Annotated in this window: 21 protein-coding genes; 7 read left to right on the forward strand and 14 right to left on the reverse strand. The window is 63.2% G+C overall.

Annotation, left to right across the window (positions count from 1 at the left end):
* Positions 1-17: 17 nt before the first annotated feature.
* From ACQ4W0_RS03545 to ACQ4W0_RS03555, 3 genes are all read right to left on the reverse strand, one after another.
* Complete coding sequence (locus tag ACQ4W0_RS03545) at positions 18-935, reverse strand: GntR family transcriptional regulator (RefSeq protein ID WP_436575521.1); 918 nt, start codon at positions 933-935, stop codon at positions 18-20.
* A 114-nt stretch (positions 936-1,049) separates the two neighbouring features.
* Positions 1,050-2,192, reverse strand: a complete 1,143-nt coding sequence (locus ACQ4W0_RS03550; RefSeq protein ID WP_436575522.1) for a mannitol dehydrogenase family protein — start codon at positions 2,190-2,192, stop codon at positions 1,050-1,052.
* A gap of 1 nt (position 2,193) precedes the next feature.
* Positions 2,194-3,204 (reverse strand): zinc-binding alcohol dehydrogenase family protein, encoded by a 1,011-nt coding sequence (locus ACQ4W0_RS03555; protein ID WP_436575831.1) that lies wholly within the window; start codon positions 3,202-3,204, stop codon positions 2,194-2,196.
* 339 nt (positions 3,205-3,543) lie between these two features.
* Here ACQ4W0_RS03555 and ACQ4W0_RS03560 point away from each other — a divergent pair, with 339 nt between their 5' ends.
* Together ACQ4W0_RS03560 and ACQ4W0_RS03565 are read left to right on the forward strand one after the other, a co-directional pair.
* On the forward strand, positions 3,544-4,575 hold the full coding sequence (locus ACQ4W0_RS03560; RefSeq protein WP_436575523.1) for a MerR family transcriptional regulator: 1,032 nt from the start codon (positions 3,544-3,546) through the stop codon (positions 4,573-4,575).
* Positions 4,576-4,644: 69 nt separating this feature from the next.
* Positions 4,645-5,736 (forward strand): hypothetical protein, encoded by a 1,092-nt coding sequence (locus ACQ4W0_RS03565; protein ID WP_436575524.1) that lies wholly within the window; start codon positions 4,645-4,647, stop codon positions 5,734-5,736.
* Here ACQ4W0_RS03565 and ACQ4W0_RS03570 read toward each other — a convergent pair.
* Positions 5,711-6,928 carry a D-amino acid dehydrogenase gene (locus ACQ4W0_RS03570; RefSeq protein ID WP_436575525.1) on the reverse strand — a complete coding sequence of 406 codons (1,218 nt, stop codon included), beginning with the start codon at positions 6,926-6,928 and terminating at the stop codon, positions 5,711-5,713. The two genes, ACQ4W0_RS03565 and ACQ4W0_RS03570, sit on opposite strands and share 26 nt — an antisense overlap.
* Positions 6,925-7,377 carry a winged helix-turn-helix transcriptional regulator gene (locus ACQ4W0_RS03575; protein ID WP_436575526.1) on the reverse strand — a complete coding sequence of 151 codons (453 nt, stop codon included), beginning with the start codon at positions 7,375-7,377 and terminating at the stop codon, positions 6,925-6,927. The genes ACQ4W0_RS03570 and ACQ4W0_RS03575 overlap by 4 nt, the downstream gene beginning before the upstream one ends.
* A 92-nt stretch (positions 7,378-7,469) precedes the next feature.
* Here ACQ4W0_RS03575 and ACQ4W0_RS03580 point away from each other — a divergent pair, with 92 nt between their 5' ends.
* Positions 7,470-8,660 (forward strand): MFS transporter, encoded by a 1,191-nt coding sequence (locus ACQ4W0_RS03580; protein ID WP_436575527.1) that lies wholly within the window; start codon positions 7,470-7,472, stop codon positions 8,658-8,660.
* Here ACQ4W0_RS03580 and ACQ4W0_RS03585 read toward each other — a convergent pair.
* The 4 genes from ACQ4W0_RS03585 to ACQ4W0_RS03600 all read right to left on the reverse strand — a co-directional run bounded on the left by ACQ4W0_RS03585 (position 8,657) and on the right by ACQ4W0_RS03600 (position 12,196).
* Positions 8,657-9,352 (reverse strand): Crp/Fnr family transcriptional regulator, encoded by a 696-nt coding sequence (locus tag ACQ4W0_RS03585; protein ID WP_034759676.1) that lies wholly within the window; start codon positions 9,350-9,352, stop codon positions 8,657-8,659. The two genes, ACQ4W0_RS03580 and ACQ4W0_RS03585, sit on opposite strands and share 4 nt — an antisense overlap.
* 279 nt (positions 9,353-9,631) lie before the next feature.
* Positions 9,632-10,279: a response regulator gene (locus ACQ4W0_RS03590; protein WP_436575528.1), complete on the reverse strand. Its 648-nt coding sequence runs from the start codon at positions 10,277-10,279 to the stop codon at positions 9,632-9,634.
* A gap of 38 nt (positions 10,280-10,317) precedes the next feature.
* Positions 10,318-11,550: a GAF domain-containing sensor histidine kinase gene (locus ACQ4W0_RS03595; protein WP_436575529.1), complete on the reverse strand. Its 1,233-nt coding sequence runs from the start codon at positions 11,548-11,550 to the stop codon at positions 10,318-10,320.
* A gap of 64 nt (positions 11,551-11,614) precedes the next feature.
* On the reverse strand, positions 11,615-12,196 hold the full coding sequence (locus tag ACQ4W0_RS03600; protein ID WP_096234228.1) for a DJ-1/PfpI family protein: 582 nt from the start codon (positions 12,194-12,196) through the stop codon (positions 11,615-11,617).
* 195 nt (positions 12,197-12,391) lie between these two features.
* Between ACQ4W0_RS03600 and ACQ4W0_RS03605 the strand changes: the two genes are divergently transcribed.
* Both ACQ4W0_RS03605 and ACQ4W0_RS03610 read left to right on the forward strand, forming a co-directional pair.
* Positions 12,392-12,706: a hypothetical protein gene (locus tag ACQ4W0_RS03605; protein ID WP_436575530.1), complete on the forward strand. Its 315-nt coding sequence runs from the start codon at positions 12,392-12,394 to the stop codon at positions 12,704-12,706.
* Between the two features lie 110 nt (positions 12,707-12,816).
* The gene (locus tag ACQ4W0_RS03610; protein ID WP_436575531.1) at positions 12,817-13,116 is read left to right on the forward strand and encodes an antibiotic biosynthesis monooxygenase family protein; all 300 of its coding nucleotides are present in this window, start codon (positions 12,817-12,819) and stop codon (positions 13,114-13,116) included.
* 304 nt (positions 13,117-13,420) lie between these two features.
* On the opposite strand, the gene pncB is transcribed toward ACQ4W0_RS03610, so the two are convergent.
* The 3 genes from pncB to ACQ4W0_RS03625 form a co-directional block, all read right to left on the reverse strand.
* Positions 13,421-14,611, reverse strand: coding sequence for a nicotinate phosphoribosyltransferase (gene pncB / locus ACQ4W0_RS03615; protein WP_436575532.1), 1,191 nt, complete (start codon positions 14,609-14,611; stop codon positions 13,421-13,423).
* Between the two features lie 77 nt (positions 14,612-14,688).
* Entirely contained in the window at positions 14,689-15,552 is an 864-nt protein-coding gene (locus ACQ4W0_RS03620) for a cysteine hydrolase family protein (RefSeq protein ID WP_436575533.1), read from the reverse strand.
* A 123-nt stretch (positions 15,553-15,675) separates the two neighbouring features.
* On the reverse strand, positions 15,676-15,930 hold the full coding sequence (locus ACQ4W0_RS03625; protein WP_436575534.1) for a hypothetical protein: 255 nt from the start codon (positions 15,928-15,930) through the stop codon (positions 15,676-15,678).
* Positions 15,931-16,066: 136 nt separating this feature from the next.
* On the opposite strand from ACQ4W0_RS03625, the gene ACQ4W0_RS03630 reads away from it, so the two are divergent.
* Positions 16,067-16,366: a YciI family protein gene (locus tag ACQ4W0_RS03630; RefSeq protein ID WP_436575535.1), complete on the forward strand. Its 300-nt coding sequence runs from the start codon at positions 16,067-16,069 to the stop codon at positions 16,364-16,366.
* 17 nt (positions 16,367-16,383) lie between these two features.
* Here ACQ4W0_RS03630 and ACQ4W0_RS03635 read toward each other — a convergent pair whose 3' ends face one another.
* Entirely contained in the window at positions 16,384-16,929 is a 546-nt protein-coding gene (locus ACQ4W0_RS03635; RefSeq protein WP_436575536.1) for a nuclear transport factor 2 family protein, read from the reverse strand.
* Between the two features lie 102 nt (positions 16,930-17,031).
* Entirely contained in the window at positions 17,032-17,637 is a 606-nt protein-coding gene (locus tag ACQ4W0_RS03640; protein ID WP_436575537.1) for an FMN-dependent NADH-azoreductase, read from the reverse strand.
* A 134-nt stretch (positions 17,638-17,771) separates the two neighbouring features.
* Between ACQ4W0_RS03640 and ACQ4W0_RS03645 the strand changes: the two genes are divergently transcribed.
* The gene (locus ACQ4W0_RS03645) at positions 17,772-18,686 is read left to right on the forward strand and encodes a LysR family transcriptional regulator (RefSeq protein ID WP_436575538.1); all 915 of its coding nucleotides are present in this window, start codon (positions 17,772-17,774) and stop codon (positions 18,684-18,686) included.
* Positions 18,687-18,719 lie beyond the last annotated feature (33 nt).

Consider the following 18,719-nt stretch of genomic DNA (forward strand, 5'->3'; position numbering starts at 1 on the left):
CTCCCCGGCCAGGATGGCTAGACGCCTGGCTGGCTCAGTTTTTCGCGCGTGCCGATCGAGGACAGCATGGTGCGGCGCGAGGAATCCAGGTGCGAGCGCATGGCCTCGAGCGCCTTCGGTATGTCGTGCTCCGCCAGCGCGCGCAAGATGGCCAGGTGCTCCTGCACCGCGTACTGGTTGCGGCCCTTTTCCTCGCCCTTGTCCCACTGGTAGTGATAGTGGAAGACAAACGAGACGATATCGTAGAAGCCCTGCGCGAAGCGGTTGTTCAAGAGGCCAATCAGGAAGGTGTGGAACTCGCGGTCCAGCGCCGGAAAGGCGTTGTGGCGCGTGTCTATCCTGGCCGCCAGCTTCTCGTGCTGCCTGATCAACCGCGCCAGTTCCGCATACGCCGGATCGCCATGCGGCAGGTGCGCAAACTGCTCCACGGCCGCCATTTCGAACATGCGCCGCATGTCCGCCAGTTCGGTCGCGAAGGAGCGATCGAACGCACACAGGCGCCAGCCGCCGCGCGGCTTCTTTTCGATCAGGCCGAAACGCGAAAAGCCGATCAGGAATTCGCGCACGCTGACGGTACTGGCGCCCGCCTCGCGCGCCAGCTCCGCTTCCGAGAATTCCGCGCCGGGCGGCATGTCGCGCTGGTACACGCGCTCCATCAGCACTTGCTGGATGCGCTCTGCCCCCGACTGCAATTCGGAGATATCGAAGTAGTCGCCCGGTATGGGCTTCCTCAGCACGCGCCGGTCCGCCGGGCTGCCGATCAGCCGCCGCGTCGACAGGTAGGCAATCGCGCTGCGGATCGCCGTGCGGCTGCCCTGGCAGATGGTGGTCAGGAACTGCTCCGTCGGCAGCATCTCGCCCACTGCGACATTCTCGGCGAGAAATTGCAACAGCAGATTGGTGCTGCGCTTGAAGACGGTGGCGGGTTTGGACATGGATGAATGAACGCGCTATGCCAGCGAAAGGGAAAGTGGATGAGTGGGCCATTTTAGTCGATATCGGATTGGATCGGCATGCCGAAAATGAAACAACTGCGGTGAGCGGGGCGTTCATGGCTGCGCTCCCGGCGCCAGCATGGCGCGCAGGCCCGGCTGTGCCAGGGCGGGACAGAGCTGCTGCGCCAGCGCCACCACGGGCGCCATGCGGCGCTCGATTTTGCCGGCGTGGTGCTGGGCGATGTCGGCCAGGCGGTGTGCGAGGAAGGGATTGCAAAAGCGTTCCCTGACCTGCGCCACATAGGCCAGCGCGGCGTCACCGTGCAGCGCCTCCATGGCGGCAAACACGGGCAGCACTTCCTCATGCCACAAGGCTTCCAGCGCGGTGCGCATGGCGCCATCGTCCATCGCCTCGCGCACCGTCATGCCGGCCGGACTGCCCCGTTCCATCCACAGCTGCGCCAGATACGTGTGGCCCAGATTGAGCAGGAACAGCTTGCGCTGTTCATACACGCGCAGGCTGCCTGTCACCACCAGTTGCGGATGGCGGCACGGCAGCAGCATGCCTTCCTGCGCCTCGATGGCCCACAGCGCATACGGCTCGGCCACCGCGCCTATCGGTTCGATCGGCTCGGAAACGATGCGGTCGACCAGGGAATTGATCCACAGGCAGCCCGTTTCCAGATACGAGATGGCGCCTGGCGAGAGCTGCCACTGCCGCGCCAGCGTCACGATCACCTGGCGCAGCACCTTGCCGTTGTCGGCCACCAGTTCGCATGGAAAAATCGAGATGGGCGCGGCGCCGGCCAGGAAGCGCCAGTGCAGCAGCACCAGCAGCTTGGCGGGAAAGCTGGCGGGAACGGCCGCGCCATCGAGCATGCCGGCGTGGTCGGCGTCATCCAGCTGGTAACCCGTGTCGCCCGTATTCGAGACGATCACGCGCGCGGCCACGGCCGCATCGCGCACCTGCCGCCAGTCGCTGCCGGCTTGCCACGCTTGCGTGACGGCGCGGGCGCAGCGCTCTTCATCGACTTGCGCGCCGTCCTGCCAGCCGCGGATGTGCACCGGATAGCCGCCGCTGCGGCGAAACGCCGCCACGCGCGCCGCGCCCTGCGCGCTGTGCGTGGTTTGCACGATGGTGATATTGCCCAGCGCCTGGCCCAGGCTGGCCGCCTCGCTGACGAACAGGTCGGCGTGCGCCTGCAGGAAGCGGCTGGTGCCGAACTGCAGGATGGGATTATGGTCGGGGTGAGCCATCTCAGACCTCGACGATGGCCTTGATGACGCCCGCTTCGGGCTGCATCCAGTGATCGAGCACGCCGGTAAATTCGTCGAGCGTCGTGCGGTGCGTATTGAGCAGCGCGGTCGGCACCAGTCCCGCCTTCATGGCCGCCACCACTTCCTCGAAATCGTCGACGGTGGCGTTACGGCTGCCCAGCAAGGTCGTTTCGCGCTTGTGGAACTCAGGGTCGGAAAAGGACAGGCGGTCGCGCACGATGGACACCAGCACATAGGATCCGCCGTGGGCGACAAAGTCCAGGCCCCGCTCCATGGCGGCGATATTGCCGGTGGCGTCAAACACCACATCGAAGAATTCGCCGCCGGTGGCCTCCGACAACTGCTCCTTGTCGCCCTCGCCCAGCGCCACCGTGCGGGCGATGCCCAGCGCGTCACGGCAGAACTGCAGGCGGTCGGCGCGGCCATCGAGCACCGTCACGTCGGCGCCTTTCAAGGAGGCGAACAGCATCACTGCCATGCCGATCGGGCCGGCGCCCACCACCAGCACGCGCTTGGCCGCATCGACCGCGCCGCGCTTGACGGCATGCGCGCCGATGGCGAGAAATTCGATCATGGCCGCGTCGTCGAGCGAGATGCCTTCGGTCTTGAAGACAAAGCGCTCGGGCAGCGCCAGGTATTCGGTCATGCCGCCGTCGCGGTGCACACCCAGCACTTCGATGCGGGTGCAGCAGTTGGTCTTGCCCTGGCGGCAGGCCACGCAGCTGCCGCACGAAAGGTAGGGCATCACGTAGACCTGGTCGCCCACGGCCAGGCGCGAGCCGGCTGGCGCGCTGTCGATATGGCCGGACAACTCATGGCCCATCACGCGCGGATAACTGAGGAAGGGCTGGGTGCCGCGGAAGATATGCATGTCGGTGCCGCAGATGCCGACGCGGCGTATGCGCAGCAGCACTTCGCCTTCGCCGGGCACGGGCACGGGGCGCTGCTCCATGCGCAAACTGCCGGGCGTATCGCAAACGATACTTTTCATCATGGTCGTCTCTCTCGCCGGCCGGCTCTTGCCGACGGCATATTATATTTAACGTACAAACTAACTGTGAAAAAAATCCGTCTGCGCGGATTGTCTTTCCAGCCCTGCCAAGGGCGCATCTTGCTGCGCCGCACAACGATTATTCCGTCATGCTGCCTGGCCCGAACCCTCTTCTTTTGCTGATGCTGTCATTCGGTTTTATAAATATACCGTACAAAAAAATGAAGGTCAACGGATTCTTTTGCCGGTTTTTTCGGGTCCTCTGCTACATTCCTGCTTGACCCTGACGTAGCGTCAGGCGCCATCGTGGTTGCACGCACTGAAGACAAGGAGAAGACGATGCTGTTGAAAATCGGTGAACTGGCCAGGCTCACGGGCCTGACTATCCGCACCCTGCACCACTACGACAGCATCGGCCTGCTCTCGCCTTCGGCGCGCACGCAAGCTGGCTACCGCCTGTACCAGCACGGCGACATGGACCGGCTGCACCGGATCATGGCGTTGCGCAAGTTCGGGCTGTCGCTGGCCGATATCGCCAACGCCCTCGCCGGGCCGGACCTGCCCTTGAGCACCATCGTGGCGCAGCAGATCGCCATGCTGGAGCGCCAGATCGCGCAGGCGTCCACCCTGCGTGTACGCCTGTGCACCTTGCAGGCGCAGCTGGCGCAGGGGCAGGCCCCGGAACTGAGCGAGTGGCTCACTACAATGGAGTTGATGACCATGTACGACAAATACTTTAGCAACGAAGAACTGCAACAACTGCCGCTGCTGTCCGATGCGGCCGTGGCACAGGAATGGAAGGCACTGGTGGCAAGCGTGCGCGCCGCCAGGGACGCGGGCGCCGGCCCCGATGATGCCCAAGCGCAGGCCCTGGCCACGGAATGGATGGTCAAGCTGGTGCGCGACACGGGCGCCCATCCCGGCATGTTCGCGCGCCTGAACGACATGCACGCGCAGGAACCATCCATGCAAGCGACGACCAGCATCGATGCGGAGCTGATGCAGTTCATCATCGCCGCCTTCAATGCCTCGCGCATTGCGCTGTATCGTCCTTTCCTCGATGCGCAGGAATATGCGCACCTGGCCGCCAACTACGGCAAGCGCTCGGGCGAGTGGCCGGCCCTGATCGCCGCCGTACGCGCCGCCATCGATGCGCGCACGCCGCCCACCGACCCGGCCGTGCTGCAACTGGCGCGGCAGTGGCTGGAGCTGTTCCGTTCGTATGCGGGCACGGCCCCCGCCACGCAGCTGAAATTCCGCCAGGCGCACCAACAGGAACCGCGCCTGATGGAAGGCAGCTTTGTCGACGCCGCCATGCTGCAATACCTGGGCGCGGCGATGGCCGTGGTGGCACAGGAAAAGCCCGCATAAAAGTTGGCGTGTGGCATTTCCAGGCGGTGGCCATGTAGAATCGGCCATCGCCCACGAGAGGAAAAACCGATGCGCCGCTTTCTGTTTGCTTGCCTGACCCTGCCCGCCCTGAATGTCGCCATGGCGGCCGAGCCGCCCGTGCAAGGGGTGTGGCAGGGCACGTTGGGCAAGGCCAATATCGTCGCCTGCTTCAACCAGCCCAGCCCCACGCAAGGGGCTGACCGCAGCGGCAATTATTACTACACGCGCTACAAGACGCCCATCATGCTGACCATGCCGAACGGCAAGAGCGACTGGAGCGAATCCGACGCCAAGGGCGACACGACGGGCACGTGGAAACTCAACGCGTCGCAGGGCGGCAAGCTAAGTGACAAGCTCATCGGCACCTGGACGGACCCAAAAAGCGGCAAGACCCTACCCCTGGCCTTGACCCTGCTGGAAGCGGCGGGCGACCGCGACCATCCATCCTGCGCCAGCGATGCCTACAACCTGGCGCTGGAAGACTTTCCCAGCACCAAGGTGAGCAAACCCATCGCCTTCGAAGGCAAGCAATACCGCAACCTGCAAATCGGCGACACCATCACGGCGGAATTGATCGGCCCCGGCGACGGCGTGGCGAAAATCAATGCGCAGCTGCGCGCCGTGCTGGCAAAGAACAAAAAGGACCTGGCCGACTTCTATGCCACGCGCCGCGAATACCTGGGTCGCAACGGTTTCACGACGGAAGACGAAGTGTATGCGGAGCCCACCTACTGGTCGCCGCGCTGGGTGACGATCAAGTTTTACCGCTGGCCGGCAGGCTATGGCGCCAATGGCATCTCCATCAAATTCCGCACCTGGGACGTAAAAACGGGCCAGGAAACGGACGTGTGGAACTGGTTTGGCGCCAGCGCCAGCGATGGCGACGACAAGGCCGAATTGCCGGACCGCTTGCGCCAGGCCCTCTTCAAGAATGTAAAAATCGACGCCGAGTGCAAGGGCACGGATTACGACGGCCGTGGCCGCTTCCACCTGTCCCTGAAGCCGGAAGGCGTGTCGTTCTGGGAAGATTCCAACGGCAGCGGCTGCGAAAACGATTTTTTACTGTCCTACAGCAAGGTCGGCCCCTTCCTCACCGTCAAGGGCCGCGCCGCGCTCAGCGATTTGCTGCCGAAGAACTAGCCACCGCCTCGGCCACCATCTCGGCCGTTGCCGCCGCCAGGGTCCAGCCCAGATGGCCGTGGCCCGTGTTGTAATACACACCGGGCGCCTTGCCCGGCCCCACTTTCGGCAGCATGGCCGGCAGCATGGGGCGCAGGCCCGCCCACGGGATCACCTTGCTCGTATTGACGTCAGGAAAACATTGTTCGACCCATGCCAGCAGCGGGCGGATGCGGTCGGCGCGGATGTCGTGGTTGACGCCATTGAATTCCGCCGTGCCCGCCACGCGCAGCCGGTCCTCGCCCAGGCGGCTGCTGACCAGCTTGGTGGCGTCGTCGAGCAGGCTGACCTTGGGCGCCGCCGCCCGGCTGGCTGCGTCATCGAGCTGCACGGTGATCGAATAGCCTTTCACGGGATACACATTCACATGCTCGCCCAACGATGCCGCCATGGCGCGGCTGGCCGTGCCCGCGCAGATGACGACGGCGTCGAACAAGGTGCTGTCCCCGCCCATGCTGACGCGCACCTTGCCGTGCTCGCGCGCCAGCGCAGTGACTTCCTGACCATAGTTGCACGCCACGCCCAGGCGCGCGCAGGCATCGGCCAGGCCGCTGGTGAATTTGTGGATGTCACCCGTGGAATCGCTGTCCGTGTAGTAGCCGCCGTAAAAGTCGCCTGTAAGGGCCGGTTCGATGGCGCGCATTTCCGCAAGCGTGACGGCGCGCCGCTGCAAGCCGCCGCGGGCCAGCAGGCGCGACACGCCGGCCGCCCGCTCGAAACCGGCCTTGTCGCGATAGACATGCAGGATGCCTGCGCGGCGATGATCGAAAGCGATGTTTTCCGCTTGCGCCCACGCAAACAAATGTTCGCGCGCGGCGATCGCCATGCGCGCCGTGGCGATAGTGTTGCGCTCATAGTCCGGCATGGCGGCAAGAAATTGTGCAAACCAGCTCAGCTTGTGCCAGCTGGGCCAGGGATGGAGCAGCAGCGGTGCATCGCGCCGCGCCATCCATTTCAGGGCGTTCCATATCGTTGCCTTGTGGTTCCACACTTCCGCGTGCGATGCCGACAATTGCCCGCCATTCGCATACGACGTTTCCATGGCCGCATAGCGGTGCCGCTCGATCAGGGTCACGTCCATGCCCCGTTTCACCAGCGCATACGCCGTCGTCACGCCGGTAATCCCGCCGCCCAGCACGGCCACGCGCGTCATTGGGGCGACACCTTGTGCACGACGGTATCACCCGCCTGCAAGACGCGGCCATCCTCGGCCAGCACGTCCATCCTGCGCACGGGCAAGCCTGAACCGCGCTGCAGCAAGGTGGAATGCGCCTCGCCCGATTCGAACAATTGCGCCTCGCTCCACTGGCGCAAGCCCACCACGACGGGAAACAGGCCCAGACCCTTGGCCGTCAGCACGTACTCCTGGTAAGCCGTGCCGTCCGAGGCAGGCGCGACCGTAAAAATGCCCTCTTCCACCAGCGTGTGCAGGCGGTCGGCCAGGATATTCTTCGCCACGCCCAGGCTTTTCTGGAATTCCCCAAACCTGCGCATGCCGTCGAAGGCGTCGCGCACGATCAAGAGCGACCAGCGCTCGCCGATCACGTCGAGCGCGCGCGCCACGGGACAGGGGTCGGTCTTCAGGCTTTTGCGCTTGGCCACGGGCAGTCTCCAGGATTGAGTGGTTGCATTTTAAAACTTCCCGACGTAGACTCCAACTAGTTTTAATTTGAAACCACTTTATTGTAAACTCTATGCGCGACATAAACCCTCCCCTCACGACAACACTTCCCCCCACCCTCGTCTGGCTGTTCGCCTGCGCAGCCGGCCTCAGCGTGGCCAATGTGTATTACGCCCAGCCCTTGCTCGCCACCCTGGCGCACGAATTCGGCATGACGGACGCCGCCAGCGGCATGGTCGTCACGGCCACGCAGCTCGGCTGCGCGCTGGCCCTGCTGCTGCTGGTTCCCCTGGGCGACATGCTGAACCGGCGCCGCCTGACCTTGTTCCAGCTGGGCCTGCTTGCCATCTCCCTGGCGGCGCTGGGCTGCGCCCGTTCCACGACCGCCTTGCTGGGCGGCATGCTGCTGGTAGGCTTGCTGGGCACCGCCATGACGCAGGGCTTGATCGCCTACGCGGCCAGTGCGGCAGCCAGCCACGAGCGGGGCCGGGTCGTGGGCATGGCGCAGGGCGGCGTGGTGATCGGCCTGCTGCTGGCGCGCACCTTGTCCGGCGTGGTGGCCGATCTGGCCGACTGGCGCGCCGTGTATTTTGTCTCGGCGGCCATGGCTTGCGCACTGCTGTTGCTGCTGTGGCACAAGCTGCCGCCGGCGCAGCCGGCCAGTCAACGGCTGGCCTACGGCGCCCTGATTACCTCGATGCTGGACATGTTGAGGCACAACAAGGTGCTGCGCGTGCGCGGCATGCTGGCCCTGCTGATGTTTGCCGTCTTCAATATTTTCTGGAGCGCCCTGGTACTGCCCTTGACTGAGCAAGGCTATACGCACGCGGCCATCGGCGCGTTTGGCCTCGTGGGCGTGATCGGGGCGCTGGGCGCGGCGCGGGCCGGCGCGCTGGCCGACAAGGGCCGGGCCCAGTGGACGACGGGCGCGGCGCTGCTGTTGCTGCTGGCCGCGTGGCTGCCGCTCGGCTTTGCCGGCGCGGCCCTGTGGCCCCTGGTCGTCGGCATCATCGCGCTGGACCTGGCAGGCCAGGCCATCCACGTGACCAACCAGAGCCTGATCTTCCAGGATGACAGCGACGCGCACAGCCGCCTGGTGGCGTGCTATATGCTGTTTTATGCGGTGGGAAGCGGTGTCGGTGCGATTGCCGCCACCAGCGTATATGCGCTGGCGGGCTGGCATGGGGTATGCGCGCTGGGCGCGGCGGTCAGCTTGCTCGCCCTGCTGTTCTGGCGGCTGACCTTGCCTACTGAAAAAGCTTAGTTCAACATGGCCGTGGCGGAGCCGTGACGGTACGTCTTCAGCGCATCAGGCTGGATCTGGATCAGCGAACCGCTGACTTTAATCAAATGCAAGTCCGTCAGCTGGTGCAGCACGCGCGACAGGGTGGCGGGCGCCAGGTTCAAAAACGATGCCAGCAGACTTTTCTTCAAGTCCAGCTTGACCTCGTTCGAACGCTGCTGGTCCGACGCCTGCAATAGGTACTCGACCACGCGCTGGGTGGCGTTCTGCACGGAGCATCGTTCCACGTTGCGAATAAAACCCATCAGGTGGTGCGACAGGCTGTTCATCATCTGGCGCGCGATACGCGGCGATTGGTCCAGCAGGCGCAGCAGCGCGTGCGGCGGGATGCGCAGCAGCAGGCAGTGTTCGAGCGCTTCGGCGCAGAACGGATACGGTTCGTCGAGGAAAATCATGGCTTCGCCAAAGCTCTGACCCGGGCGGATCAGTTCCAGTACCTTGTCGGTACCTTCCATGGAAAACACGCTCAGCTTGACGAGGCCGAAGACCACCACATAGGCGCCTTCCGCCACTTCGCCCTTGCGGAACAGCACTTTGCCTTTTTCCACTTCGACGCGCACGACATCCTGGCGCAATTGTTCTAATTGCGAAGGGGAAATATGGCGGAACAGAGCCTGGCTCGATAGCAAGCCATCGACGTTGACCTTATGCATGACACTCTCTTATTAGATTAGCGAATGACTAAGAGTGTAATGCGCAGGCACCGTCAAGGCCATACGTCAAAGGAACTAGGGTTGTCTAGGCCGGAACGCCATGCAGATCAAACAATCGCGCATTTTTTGCCATTAATTTGCGCATTTTTTGATTTTTAGAGTGCCTAGCAGAACCGTAGCGAGCGGCAGCGAGTTGCGACAGAGAAGCGGAACTGTGCTTGAGCACAGTGAGCATCGGAGGTCGCAAATCGCGACGCGCAGTAGCTTATGTAGGTACTCTTATTTGCCGAGTTCGCGCTCCACCGCATACACGGCGATCTGCACACGGCTGCTGAGCTTAAGCTTTTTGAGGATATTTTGCACGTGGATTTTCACCGTGCTTTCGGCCACGTCCAGCTGGCGCGCGATTTCCTTGTTGCTCTGGCCGCGCGCCAGGCAAGCCATGGCTTCGCGTTCGCGCGGCGTCAATTTGTCGTAGTCGGCCTGGGGCGCGTTCTGTCCCGCGCGGAACTGCGACACCAGCTTGGCCGTCATGGCGTCGGCAATCACCGATTCGCCGGCGGCGGCGCGGCAAATGGCCTGGCCCAGCTGCTCGGCTTCTATATTTTTCAGCAGGTAACCGCGCGCGCCCGCGCGCAGTGCCGCGCCCAGGTCGGCTGCATTTTCCGATACGGTCAGCATCAGCACCACCATCTGCGGCATGTCCTGCAAGATCAGCTGCAGCGCTTCCACGCCTGTTACGCCGGGCATGTTCAAGTCCATCAGCACCACGTCGGGCCGCAGCTCGGCCGTCAGGCGCACGCCGTCGAGTCCGTTCGATGCCTCGCCCACCACCTGGAATAGAGGATTGCGCTGCAGCAGCAGCTTGACGCCGCTGCGCAGCAAGGTGTGGTCGTCGACCAGCAGGATTTTGATTGGAGCGTTCACGTATTTGTATCTTCTGACTGGTAGGAATGAATCGTCTGTTACGCCGCCTGGCGCCGGGCTGCCGGCAAGGCTAGCGAGATCGTCGTGCCGCCGCCGGGCGTGCTGTCGATGGCAAATTGCGCGCCCAGCCGCTCGGCTCTTTCCTGCATGATACGCAAGCCGATCTGCAATTCCGTTTTCTTGTCGCGCAGGTTGGCGGCGAAGCCTTCACCATCGTCGCGCACCTGCAGCGCAAAGTCGCGCCCGTTTTCCACCCGCAGGGCCACGTTGCTCGCTTGCGCGTGCTTGCGGATATTCGACAGCGCTTCCTGCACGATGAACAGGATCTGCAACTGCTGCTCCGGCGCCAGCGGCGCGCCATTGCCGCTCATGTCCAGGGTGCCGACGACGCCCGTTTGCAGCTCGAACTTGGCCAGCACTTCGCTGAGTTTGCTTTCCAGGTCGCTGCCATGCCAGCGCGTGCGGAAATTGACCAGCAATTCGCGCACATCCTGGTAGCTTTGTTCGACGCCCATGCGCATCAGCGGCAACACTTCGGCCGCTTCGTCGAGCTGGCCACGGCGCACGGAATCGTCGAGCATCTGTACTTGCAGGCTGATGAAGTTCAAGCTTTGCGCGATGCTGTCATGCAAGCCTTCGGCCAGCAGGCTGCGTTCGCGCGCGACGGCAAATTCCTTCTCGCGCGCGATCAGGCGCTGGTTCTCGATGGCGATGCCCAGGCTCTGTCCCAGCGTTTCCAGCCAGCCCTGCTGCTGCGCATGTACGGCTTGCGGGCGCGCAAAGTGCAGCGAAAAACTGCCCACCACCTGCTCGCGCGCGAGGATGGGAAAGACGGCGATGGCAATAAAACCTTCTTCCTGGCAGCGGAAGCGCTGCAGCGCATCGACCTGGCGGAAATCGCGGATCTGGATCACGCCCTGCGCCACGGCAGCGCCGCACAGGCAATCGTTATTGCGGATGCAATGTTCCTCTTCCACCATGGCATCGGAAATGCCCTCATGCACGATGATGTGCACCGTATCGTGCTGCGGATCGAGGATACGCACGGTGCCGCCTTCGGCTTGCGCGAACTGCATCACATGGTGCAGGAAGCCACGGCATAGCGCATCGATGGCGTGCTGGCCTGCCAGCAAGGTGGAAATCTCATGCAGGGTGGCCAGCTGGCGTTCCTGCGCGACGCTCAGGCCAGATTCGGCTTGCGCCAGGCGGCGCTGGCGCCAGCGCGACGCTGGAAGTTGTTTGCGGGAAGGTTGACTGCGCGGCGCATGCATGAAGAACTCGAATCTGAAAAGTGGTGCGCCCGGCAAGCGCTGCGGCCTGCCGGGCTGGTGAAGGTTACAAACGTATCTCGGTGCCCAGCAGCTTGACGAACTGCGCAAGCCAGGCCGGATGCGCAGGCCAGGCAGGCGCCGTGACGAACTGTCCATCGGTGACGGCGTCCGTGACGGCGATGTCGGCATACGTGCCGCCCGCCAGCTTGACTTCCGGCGCGCAGGCGGGATAAGCGGAAATGCGCTTGCCGCGGATGACATCGGCGGCGGCCAGCAATTGCGCGCCGTGGCAGACGGCGGCGACAGGTTTGCCCGCGTCGGCAAAGTGGCGCACGGCGGCGATGACTTTCTCGTTCAGGCGCAGGTATTCGGGCGCGCGGCCGCCGGCGATCATCACGGCGTCATAGTCGGCCGGATCGATCTCGTCGAAGCTGGCGTTCAGGGTGAACAAATGACCCGGCTTTTCCGTGTAGGTCTGGTCGCCCTCGAAATCATGGATGGCCGTCTTGATCGTCGCGCCGCTTTTCTTGCCGGGACAAACGGCATGCACGGTATGGCCGAGCATCAGCAGGGCCTGGAACGGCACCATCGTTTCATAATCTTCTGCAAAATCGCCGGTCAAAAACAGAATTTTCTTCGCTGCCATTTAGTTCTCCTATGAAAGATTGACCCCGCATCCCTGCCTGCAAGATGCACCGCAAGGCGTATCTTAGCGCGACTTGGCAGTCATACTGGATATTTATCAAACTTTTGCGCCTTGATCGAGGATTTTACAGGCTGAGGCAGAATTTTTTACAGGCTTGCAAGTCAAACTCGGATACCCCTACTGGAAAGCCTGGCCATGAGCACCTCCACCAGCCCCCTTGTTTCGCCTGCCCTTATCCGCATCTTCGACCAGCTTGCCGATGCGCAGCAGGCCCGTAGCGCCCTGCTGGAGCAGGGTTTCCCCGCGCACGCCGTGCAGCTCGATACGGTCGACGACGAGGCCGTCACCGTGCAGGGCAAGGCGGCGTGGCGCGGCATGTTCCGCCTTGTCGTCGCCGTGCACCAGGCCGGGGACAGCGAACGGGCCGCCGCCATCGTGCAAGCGCATGGCGGCAGCGACATCGAACAGCGCACGGCCAGCCACGCGGGCCGCAAGCGATGGCAAGGGTGATGGCAAGGCGGATGGCAGAGAACAAGCGGGCGCGCACTGAGCGCGGCCCTCCCCCGCGCGGCCAAATTATGGCAAGATCAAGCTTCCTTCATTCCACAGTGGAACTTGCCATGATTTTTGAAATTGCCCATATCCAGATCAAATCGGCCACGCATGACGCCTTCGAGGCGGCCGTCGCCAAAGCCGTGCCCCTGTTCCAGCGCGCGCGCGGCTGCGAGTCGATGCGCCTGGAGCGCTCGATCGAAAATGGCGATGCCTACCGTCTGGTGGTGGGCTGGACGACGCTGGAAGACCATACCGTGCATTTCCGCGGCAGCGACGACTTCCAGGCCTGGCGCGGTCTCGTCGGCGAATTCTTCGCCGCCCCGCCCCAGGTCGAGCACATGAACACGGTGGTCGCAGGCTTCTAGACTGGCACTTAAGCGCCGGACAGAAGCGTAGCGAGCAGCAGCAAGTTGTGCCCGAGAAGCGGAACTGTGCTGAGCACTGGGCCGCCGAGGCAGTGAGCATCGGAGGCCGCAAATTGCGACGCGCAGTAGCTTATGTCAAGCGCTTAGAGCCTATCCCAGTAGGGAGCGTCATCTGCTGGCAGCGGATCAGGAGCGCGGACAAGGCGTGAGGAGGACGCGTGGCGAGCCACGCAACGACGAACAACGCAGTCCCCGCTTCTGAGGGGCGCCAGCAGGGGATGTATTCATCTACTGGGATAGGCTCTTAAACGGCGGGGTGGTGAAACACCTGCCGCAAGTAGGCGAGGAAAGTTTCATCCTTGCACAGTGTCTTGCCCGGCGAATCCGACAATTTCGCCACCGACTGGCCATTGCAGCGCACCAGTTTCATGACGATGTTGAGCGGCGTCAAACCCACATCGTTGGTCAGATTGGTGCCTATACCGAAACCCGTCATGATGCGGTCGGCGAAGTGCTGGTACAGGGCGAAGGCCTTGTCCAGGTCCAGGCCGTCGGAAAACACGAGGCGCTTGGTATTGGCGTCGATGCGCAGGGCCGCGTAGTGGGCCAGCGCCTTTTCGCCCCACTCGACGGGGTCGCCCGAATCGTGGCGCAAGCCGTCGAACAGCTTGGCAAAATACAGGTCGAAGTCGGCCAGGAAAGCATCCATGCCGACCACGTCCGTCAGGGCGATGCCCAGGTCGCCCCGGTATTCCTGCACCCAGTCTTCCAGTGCCGCCTTTTGAAAGTCGCGCAGGCGCACGCCGAACGACTGGAATGACTGCATGTATTCATGCGCCATGGTGCCGATCGGCACGATGCCGAGCTTTTTCGCCAGGTACACATTCGACGTGCCTTTGAAATATTCCGGCACTTCATGCGCCAGGCGCTGCACCACCTCGTCGTGCCAGGCGCCGGAAAAACGCCGGCGCACGCCGAAATCGGAAAACTCAAACGGGTGCTTGCGCCGTGGCAGCTTGCCGAATTCCTTGACGGCCGCCACTTTCAAGCCTAGGCGATGACGCCCTTCGCGCATGGCCGCGTCCAGGTCGAAACGGCGGAAATACAGTTCGTTGATGATGTACAGCACGAAAATCTCGAAACCCATCACATGCACCTGCGGCCCGGCCGCGTGCACCAGCAGGGTGTCGCCATCCGTGCTGACCTCGATGAACTTGCGCTGGAAGCGGAACACCGTCAAAAAGTCGACGAAATCGCTCTTCATGAAGCGCAGGGTGCGCAAATAGGCCAGCTCGTCGTCGGCAAATGACATCGAACACAGGTGGTCTAGCTGTTCTTCCAGCTCGACCTTCAGTTCGGCCAGGGGAAAGGCGGTGGCGTTACGGCAGACAAATTCGTATTCGGTATGGGTATTCGGATGACCGTGCAGCAATGCTTGCCACATTGTAAATTTATACAGATCGGTTTCCAGCAAACTGCGCACTATCGGGGTCATGTGTGTTTTCTCCAACTTCCTGAAGCCAGAATAGTACGCCACCGCAAGCATTTCAGCAGCGCACGCTCAACAATGGCTCAGGCCAGCGCATTGGCCAGCAATTCGGGCAAGACGTCGGCGGACGTGGCCAGCCGCGCGCCGCGCTCGTGCATGGCGGCCAGGAAGTCGCGCTGCTGCGCTGCAAAGCCCGTGACGGGACTCATGCAGTCCGTCAACAGCACCAGCCGCGCCAGCGCCTGTGGTCCCTGCTGCGCCTGCAAGTAGTCGGCGATGTGCTCCGTGCTGGCTTTCACGCAATGGCTGCCCGCCTCGCCGGCGACATAAATCTGCTGCGCCGGCAGCAGGGTGGCGAGGAACTCCAGGTTGCGCTGCGTGGCAGCATCCTGCGCGTCGGGCACTTCGGCCATGACGGCCGAGTAATGCTCGGTCCACGGGTTGGAACCCTTGCTCAGCTTGGCAACCACTTGCAGCTGATCCACTTCCCAGCCGTTATAGGCGGCGCGCACGGCCGCATGGATATTCTGGCCCCAGCTGCCGATTTCGCAATGCACGGGCCACACCATCAATTGATAACGCCCCGCTTGCTGCAAGGCATCGAGATAAGCCAGCGCGCGCGGCAAGGCACCGCTGGCGGCGGGCAGGAACAGGCGGTCGCGCACCTGCTGCGCGCTGATCTGCGTAAACGGCGCGACGGGAGCGCCATCGCCCGTGCGCCAGAAGGCGGGGTGGGCGATGTCATAGCGGTGGTGGGCGTCGAGCGTCACGCTGATCTGCGTCAAACCGCTGCCCCCTTCGCGGATCAGCTGCGCCACGCGCAGCATGTCGGCGTGTGCGCCGGGCACGGCCAGGGCCGGTGCGGCACCTGGCGGCAGCCAGGTGGCAGGCAAGTCGCAAAAATCGTTTTGCGGGTCGATGACGAGCAGGTGCAACTGGCGTTTCATGGCGGTCCTCAGGCGTGACGATATTTTGTATGATACGGGCAACTTCGGTAGTGCGCCTACACCGTCAACGCCAGGACCGTGCTCATTCGCAATAACTTGTCCCTGAACAAGCCGAGCGACAGCTCAGGGGTGGAAGACATAACGGCGCCGGCGCCGCTCGACCAGCTTGACGGCCACCTCGCCCGCTTCCGCCATGGCCTCCGCTTCCGTTGTAAACTGATGGTCGGCCGACACCCTGCGCTTGTGCAGCAAATTCACCCGGTGCATGGGGTTGGACGAGGGGGCATAGATGGCGACGTACGCGCCCCATAGCTTGCAGCCGCGCAAGCGCTCTGCCGTGTAATTCACCTCATAAAAATCAACATACTTTATCGGCACGATGTGCGCTCCAAAAATGACATGGCCGGACAGCTTGTCTCTACGGACTGACACGGTGAGGGTAAAACCATGCGCTCGCGATTGCTCAGGATACTCAATTCAGCTCTCTTTTTATCACGCGGCACAGGAGAAAAAGATGAATGACTACATCATCTTCATGCATGACGACACGGAAACACCAATGGACATCGCCACGTCCGCCTGGCAAGACTACTTCGCCATGCTCAAGGCCAGTGGCCGCTTCTGCGGTGGCAGCTCCATCGGGCCCGGCATTTGCGTGCACCGCTCAGGCCAGGCCAGACCGGTGACGCCGCACTTGTCAGGCTATCTACGTGTGCAAGCCGAAAGTATAGACGATGCGAAAAAATTATTGCTGGGCAACCCTGTACTGAACGCAGGTGGCACGGTAGAAATCCGCGAGCTGCCGCGCGACTGACGCGGCATGGCTGGCGCCTATTGCCCTGCCTCGGCGGCGGCATGCATGGACCAGACGACGCTGAGGATTTTCCATTGGCCATCGCGCTTGACCATCTGCCACGCTTCCACGCCATAGTTGGACAATTTGTCGCCGACGAGGAATTCGTAGTCGAAGTTGACCCACGCCACATGGCGGTCCTGGGTGATCTTGACGTTGTAGAATTTTTCTTCCGTGCGCTGCGGTTCGCGCTTGATGAAGTTGGCGAAACCGATATAGCCGGCCACCGCGACGCCGTCGAAATGGACGTCCGTCGTGTCGCGCATTTTCTGGATGAAACCGTCGTCGGCCGGCGAAGCGAACAGAATGTTTGTGTGCAGCATCAGCGACGACAGCAGCTTGACATCCTTGGCGATCAGGGCCGCCTGGAAGTCGGCGACGACTTTTTCGATGGCGCGGATATCGTCGGGCGTGGAGGCGTGACGCCCCACGTGGGGCGGTGCCACTGGCGCAGTTTGCGCCTGCGCAATACCTGCCGCCAGCAGGGAACATCCGAACAGTACTGCGCTTGCCAACTTGTGCATGGGGGACTTTCATGGCGAACCACTCGCCGGGCTGGCACGGGGCGTGCCGCCGGCAAGCTTATGTCAACCATGGCAGATTGGCAACCCCCCCGAGGACCTGGCTCAGGCGGCCAGGGCCTCGATCGAAGCGCGGCCCTTGGCGATCGCGCTGGCGACGGCGTCCTCGCCCATGGCCACGCCTTCGGCTTGCACGAACTCGATATCGGTGATGCCGATGAAGCCCAGCGCCGTGCGCAGATAGGTGCTCAGGTAGTCATACGCGGCGCCCGGGCCGGCGCTGTAGACACCGCCGCTGGCCGTGAAGATCACCGCTTTCTTGCCCGTCGCCAGGCCGACGGGGCCGGTGGCCGTGTACTGGAAAGTGCGGCCCGCGCGCGCCACGTGATCAATCCACGCCTTCAGGGTCGAGGGCACGGAAAAGTTGTACATGGGCGCAGCCAGCACCAGCACGTCGGCGGCCAGCAATTCATCGACCAGGGTATCGGACAATTGCACGGCCGCAGCCGCCTGCGCGCTGCGCTGTTCGGCCGGCGTGAAGAAGGCGCCCATCACCTCTTCCGTCAGGTGCGGCACGGGCTGCGCGGCCAGGTCGCGTTCGACGACGCTGGCCCCTTGCGCAGCCAGTTTGGCGACGAATTCGCCGGACAATTGGCGCGACAGGGAACCGCTGTTGCGCACGCTGCTATTGATGTGTAAGACCTTGCTCATGAATTGCTCCTGTGGAAATCGGTGACGGGATGGGCCACGTCGCAGCCCTTGCACACAGCATAGTTCGGGTCTACCATCGATGAAACCGTATAAATATAAATGTTTAGCATCGAAATTCTAGATATGGAGTTGCCATGAGAGAACCGGGCCAGCCTTCGCTCGACCAGTTGCGCGTCTTCGTCGCCGTCATCGACGCGGGCGGCTTCGCCCACGCGGCGCGCCAGTTGCACCGCACGCAGTCGGTGATCAGCTACACCGTCGCCAACCTGGAAGAACAACTGAATGTGGTGCTGCTCGACCGCAGCAAGCGCAAGCCCACCCTGACGGACGCGGGCAAGGCCCTGCTGGCCGATGCGCGCGCCGTGGCCCTGAAGGTCGATGGCATGCGCGCGCGCGCCAAGGCGCTGGCCGGCGGGCTGGAGGCGGAAGTGTCGGTGGTGGTCGACGTGATGTTTCCCACCTGCGTGCTGGTGCGCGTTCTGGAAGCGTTCCAGGCGCAGTTTCCCACCGTCGCCCTGCGCCTGCGCATCGAAGCCATGGGCGCCGTGGCGCAACTGGTGATGGATGGCAGCTGCCACATCGGCCTCGGTGGCTGGATGACGGCGACGGCCAGCGTCTTCGAACGCCTGGCCGTGGGCCATGTGCGCCTGATTCCCGTGGCCGCGCCCAGCCACGCGCTGGCGCAGCAGGAAGGGCCGATTGCCTCCAACGTGGCGCGCGAACACGTGCAGCTGGTGCTCAGCGACCGCAGCGACCTGACGCAAGGCCAGGATTTCGGCGTGCTGGGATTGCGCAACTGGCGCCTGGGCGACCTCGGTTCCAAGCACGCGCTGCTGCGCGCGGGACTTGGCTGGGGCAACATGCCCGAAGCGATGGTGCGCGAGGATCTGGCGGCAGGACGATTGGTGCACCTGCCGCTGGCCGTAGACAAGGGCGAGAATTATCCGATTTACCTGATCCAGCGCGCCGACACGCCGCCCGGCCAGGCGGGCAAGTGGCTGACCGAGCGCTTTGCGGAGCAGTTGCCTTTGCTGGAACAGGTCTTCTAGAAGCGCGCGCGGGCGGGTATCATGCGGGGGCAA

The sequence above is a fragment of the Janthinobacterium breve genome, from assembly GCF_051380895.1.
Taxonomy (GTDB): Bacteria; Pseudomonadota; Gammaproteobacteria; order Burkholderiales; family Burkholderiaceae_D; genus Janthinobacterium.

What these genes read in the sequence shown, in the direction of transcription:
- ACQ4W0_RS03605 (WP_436575530.1), top strand. Translation starts at nt 12,392, where the DNA reads ATGAGCACCTCCACCAGCCCCCTTGTTTCGCCTGCCCTTATCCGCATC.
- ACQ4W0_RS03545 (WP_436575521.1), bottom strand. Translation starts at nt 935, where the DNA reads ATGTCCAAACCCGCCACCGTCTTCAAGCGCAGCACCAATCTGCTGTTG.
- ACQ4W0_RS03560 (WP_436575523.1), top strand. Translation starts at nt 3,544, where the DNA reads ATGCTGTTGAAAATCGGTGAACTGGCCAGGCTCACGGGCCTGACTATC.
- ACQ4W0_RS03555 (WP_436575831.1), bottom strand. Translation starts at nt 3,204, where the DNA reads ATGAAAAGTATCGTTTGCGATACGCCCGGCAGTTTGCGCATGGAGCAG.
- ACQ4W0_RS03595 (WP_436575529.1), bottom strand. Translation starts at nt 11,550, where the DNA reads ATGCATGCGCCGCGCAGTCAACCTTCCCGCAAACAACTTCCAGCGTCG.
- ACQ4W0_RS03565 (WP_436575524.1), top strand. Translation starts at nt 4,645, where the DNA reads ATGCGCCGCTTTCTGTTTGCTTGCCTGACCCTGCCCGCCCTGAATGTC.
- ACQ4W0_RS03570 (WP_436575525.1), bottom strand. Translation starts at nt 6,928, where the DNA reads ATGACGCGCGTGGCCGTGCTGGGCGGCGGGATTACCGGCGTGACGACG.
- ACQ4W0_RS03620 (WP_436575533.1), bottom strand. Translation starts at nt 15,552, where the DNA reads ATGAAACGCCAGTTGCACCTGCTCGTCATCGACCCGCAAAACGATTTT.
- ACQ4W0_RS03585 (WP_034759676.1), bottom strand. Translation starts at nt 9,352, where the DNA reads ATGCATAAGGTCAACGTCGATGGCTTGCTATCGAGCCAGGCTCTGTTC.
- ACQ4W0_RS03640 (WP_436575537.1), bottom strand. Translation starts at nt 17,637, where the DNA reads ATGAGCAAGGTCTTACACATCAATAGCAGCGTGCGCAACAGCGGTTCC.
- ACQ4W0_RS03550 (WP_436575522.1), bottom strand. Translation starts at nt 2,192, where the DNA reads ATGGCTCACCCCGACCATAATCCCATCCTGCAGTTCGGCACCAGCCGC.
- pncB (WP_436575532.1), bottom strand. Translation starts at nt 14,611, where the DNA reads ATGACCCCGATAGTGCGCAGTTTGCTGGAAACCGATCTGTATAAATTT.
- ACQ4W0_RS03635 (WP_436575536.1), bottom strand. Translation starts at nt 16,929, where the DNA reads ATGCACAAGTTGGCAAGCGCAGTACTGTTCGGATGTTCCCTGCTGGCG.
- ACQ4W0_RS03600 (WP_096234228.1), bottom strand. Translation starts at nt 12,196, where the DNA reads ATGGCAGCGAAGAAAATTCTGTTTTTGACCGGCGATTTTGCAGAAGAT.
- ACQ4W0_RS03645 (WP_436575538.1), top strand. Translation starts at nt 17,772, where the DNA reads ATGAGAGAACCGGGCCAGCCTTCGCTCGACCAGTTGCGCGTCTTCGTC.
- ACQ4W0_RS03580 (WP_436575527.1), top strand. Translation starts at nt 7,470, where the DNA reads ATGCGCGACATAAACCCTCCCCTCACGACAACACTTCCCCCCACCCTC.
- ACQ4W0_RS03630 (WP_436575535.1), top strand. Translation starts at nt 16,067, where the DNA reads ATGAATGACTACATCATCTTCATGCATGACGACACGGAAACACCAATG.
- ACQ4W0_RS03610 (WP_436575531.1), top strand. Translation starts at nt 12,817, where the DNA reads ATGATTTTTGAAATTGCCCATATCCAGATCAAATCGGCCACGCATGAC.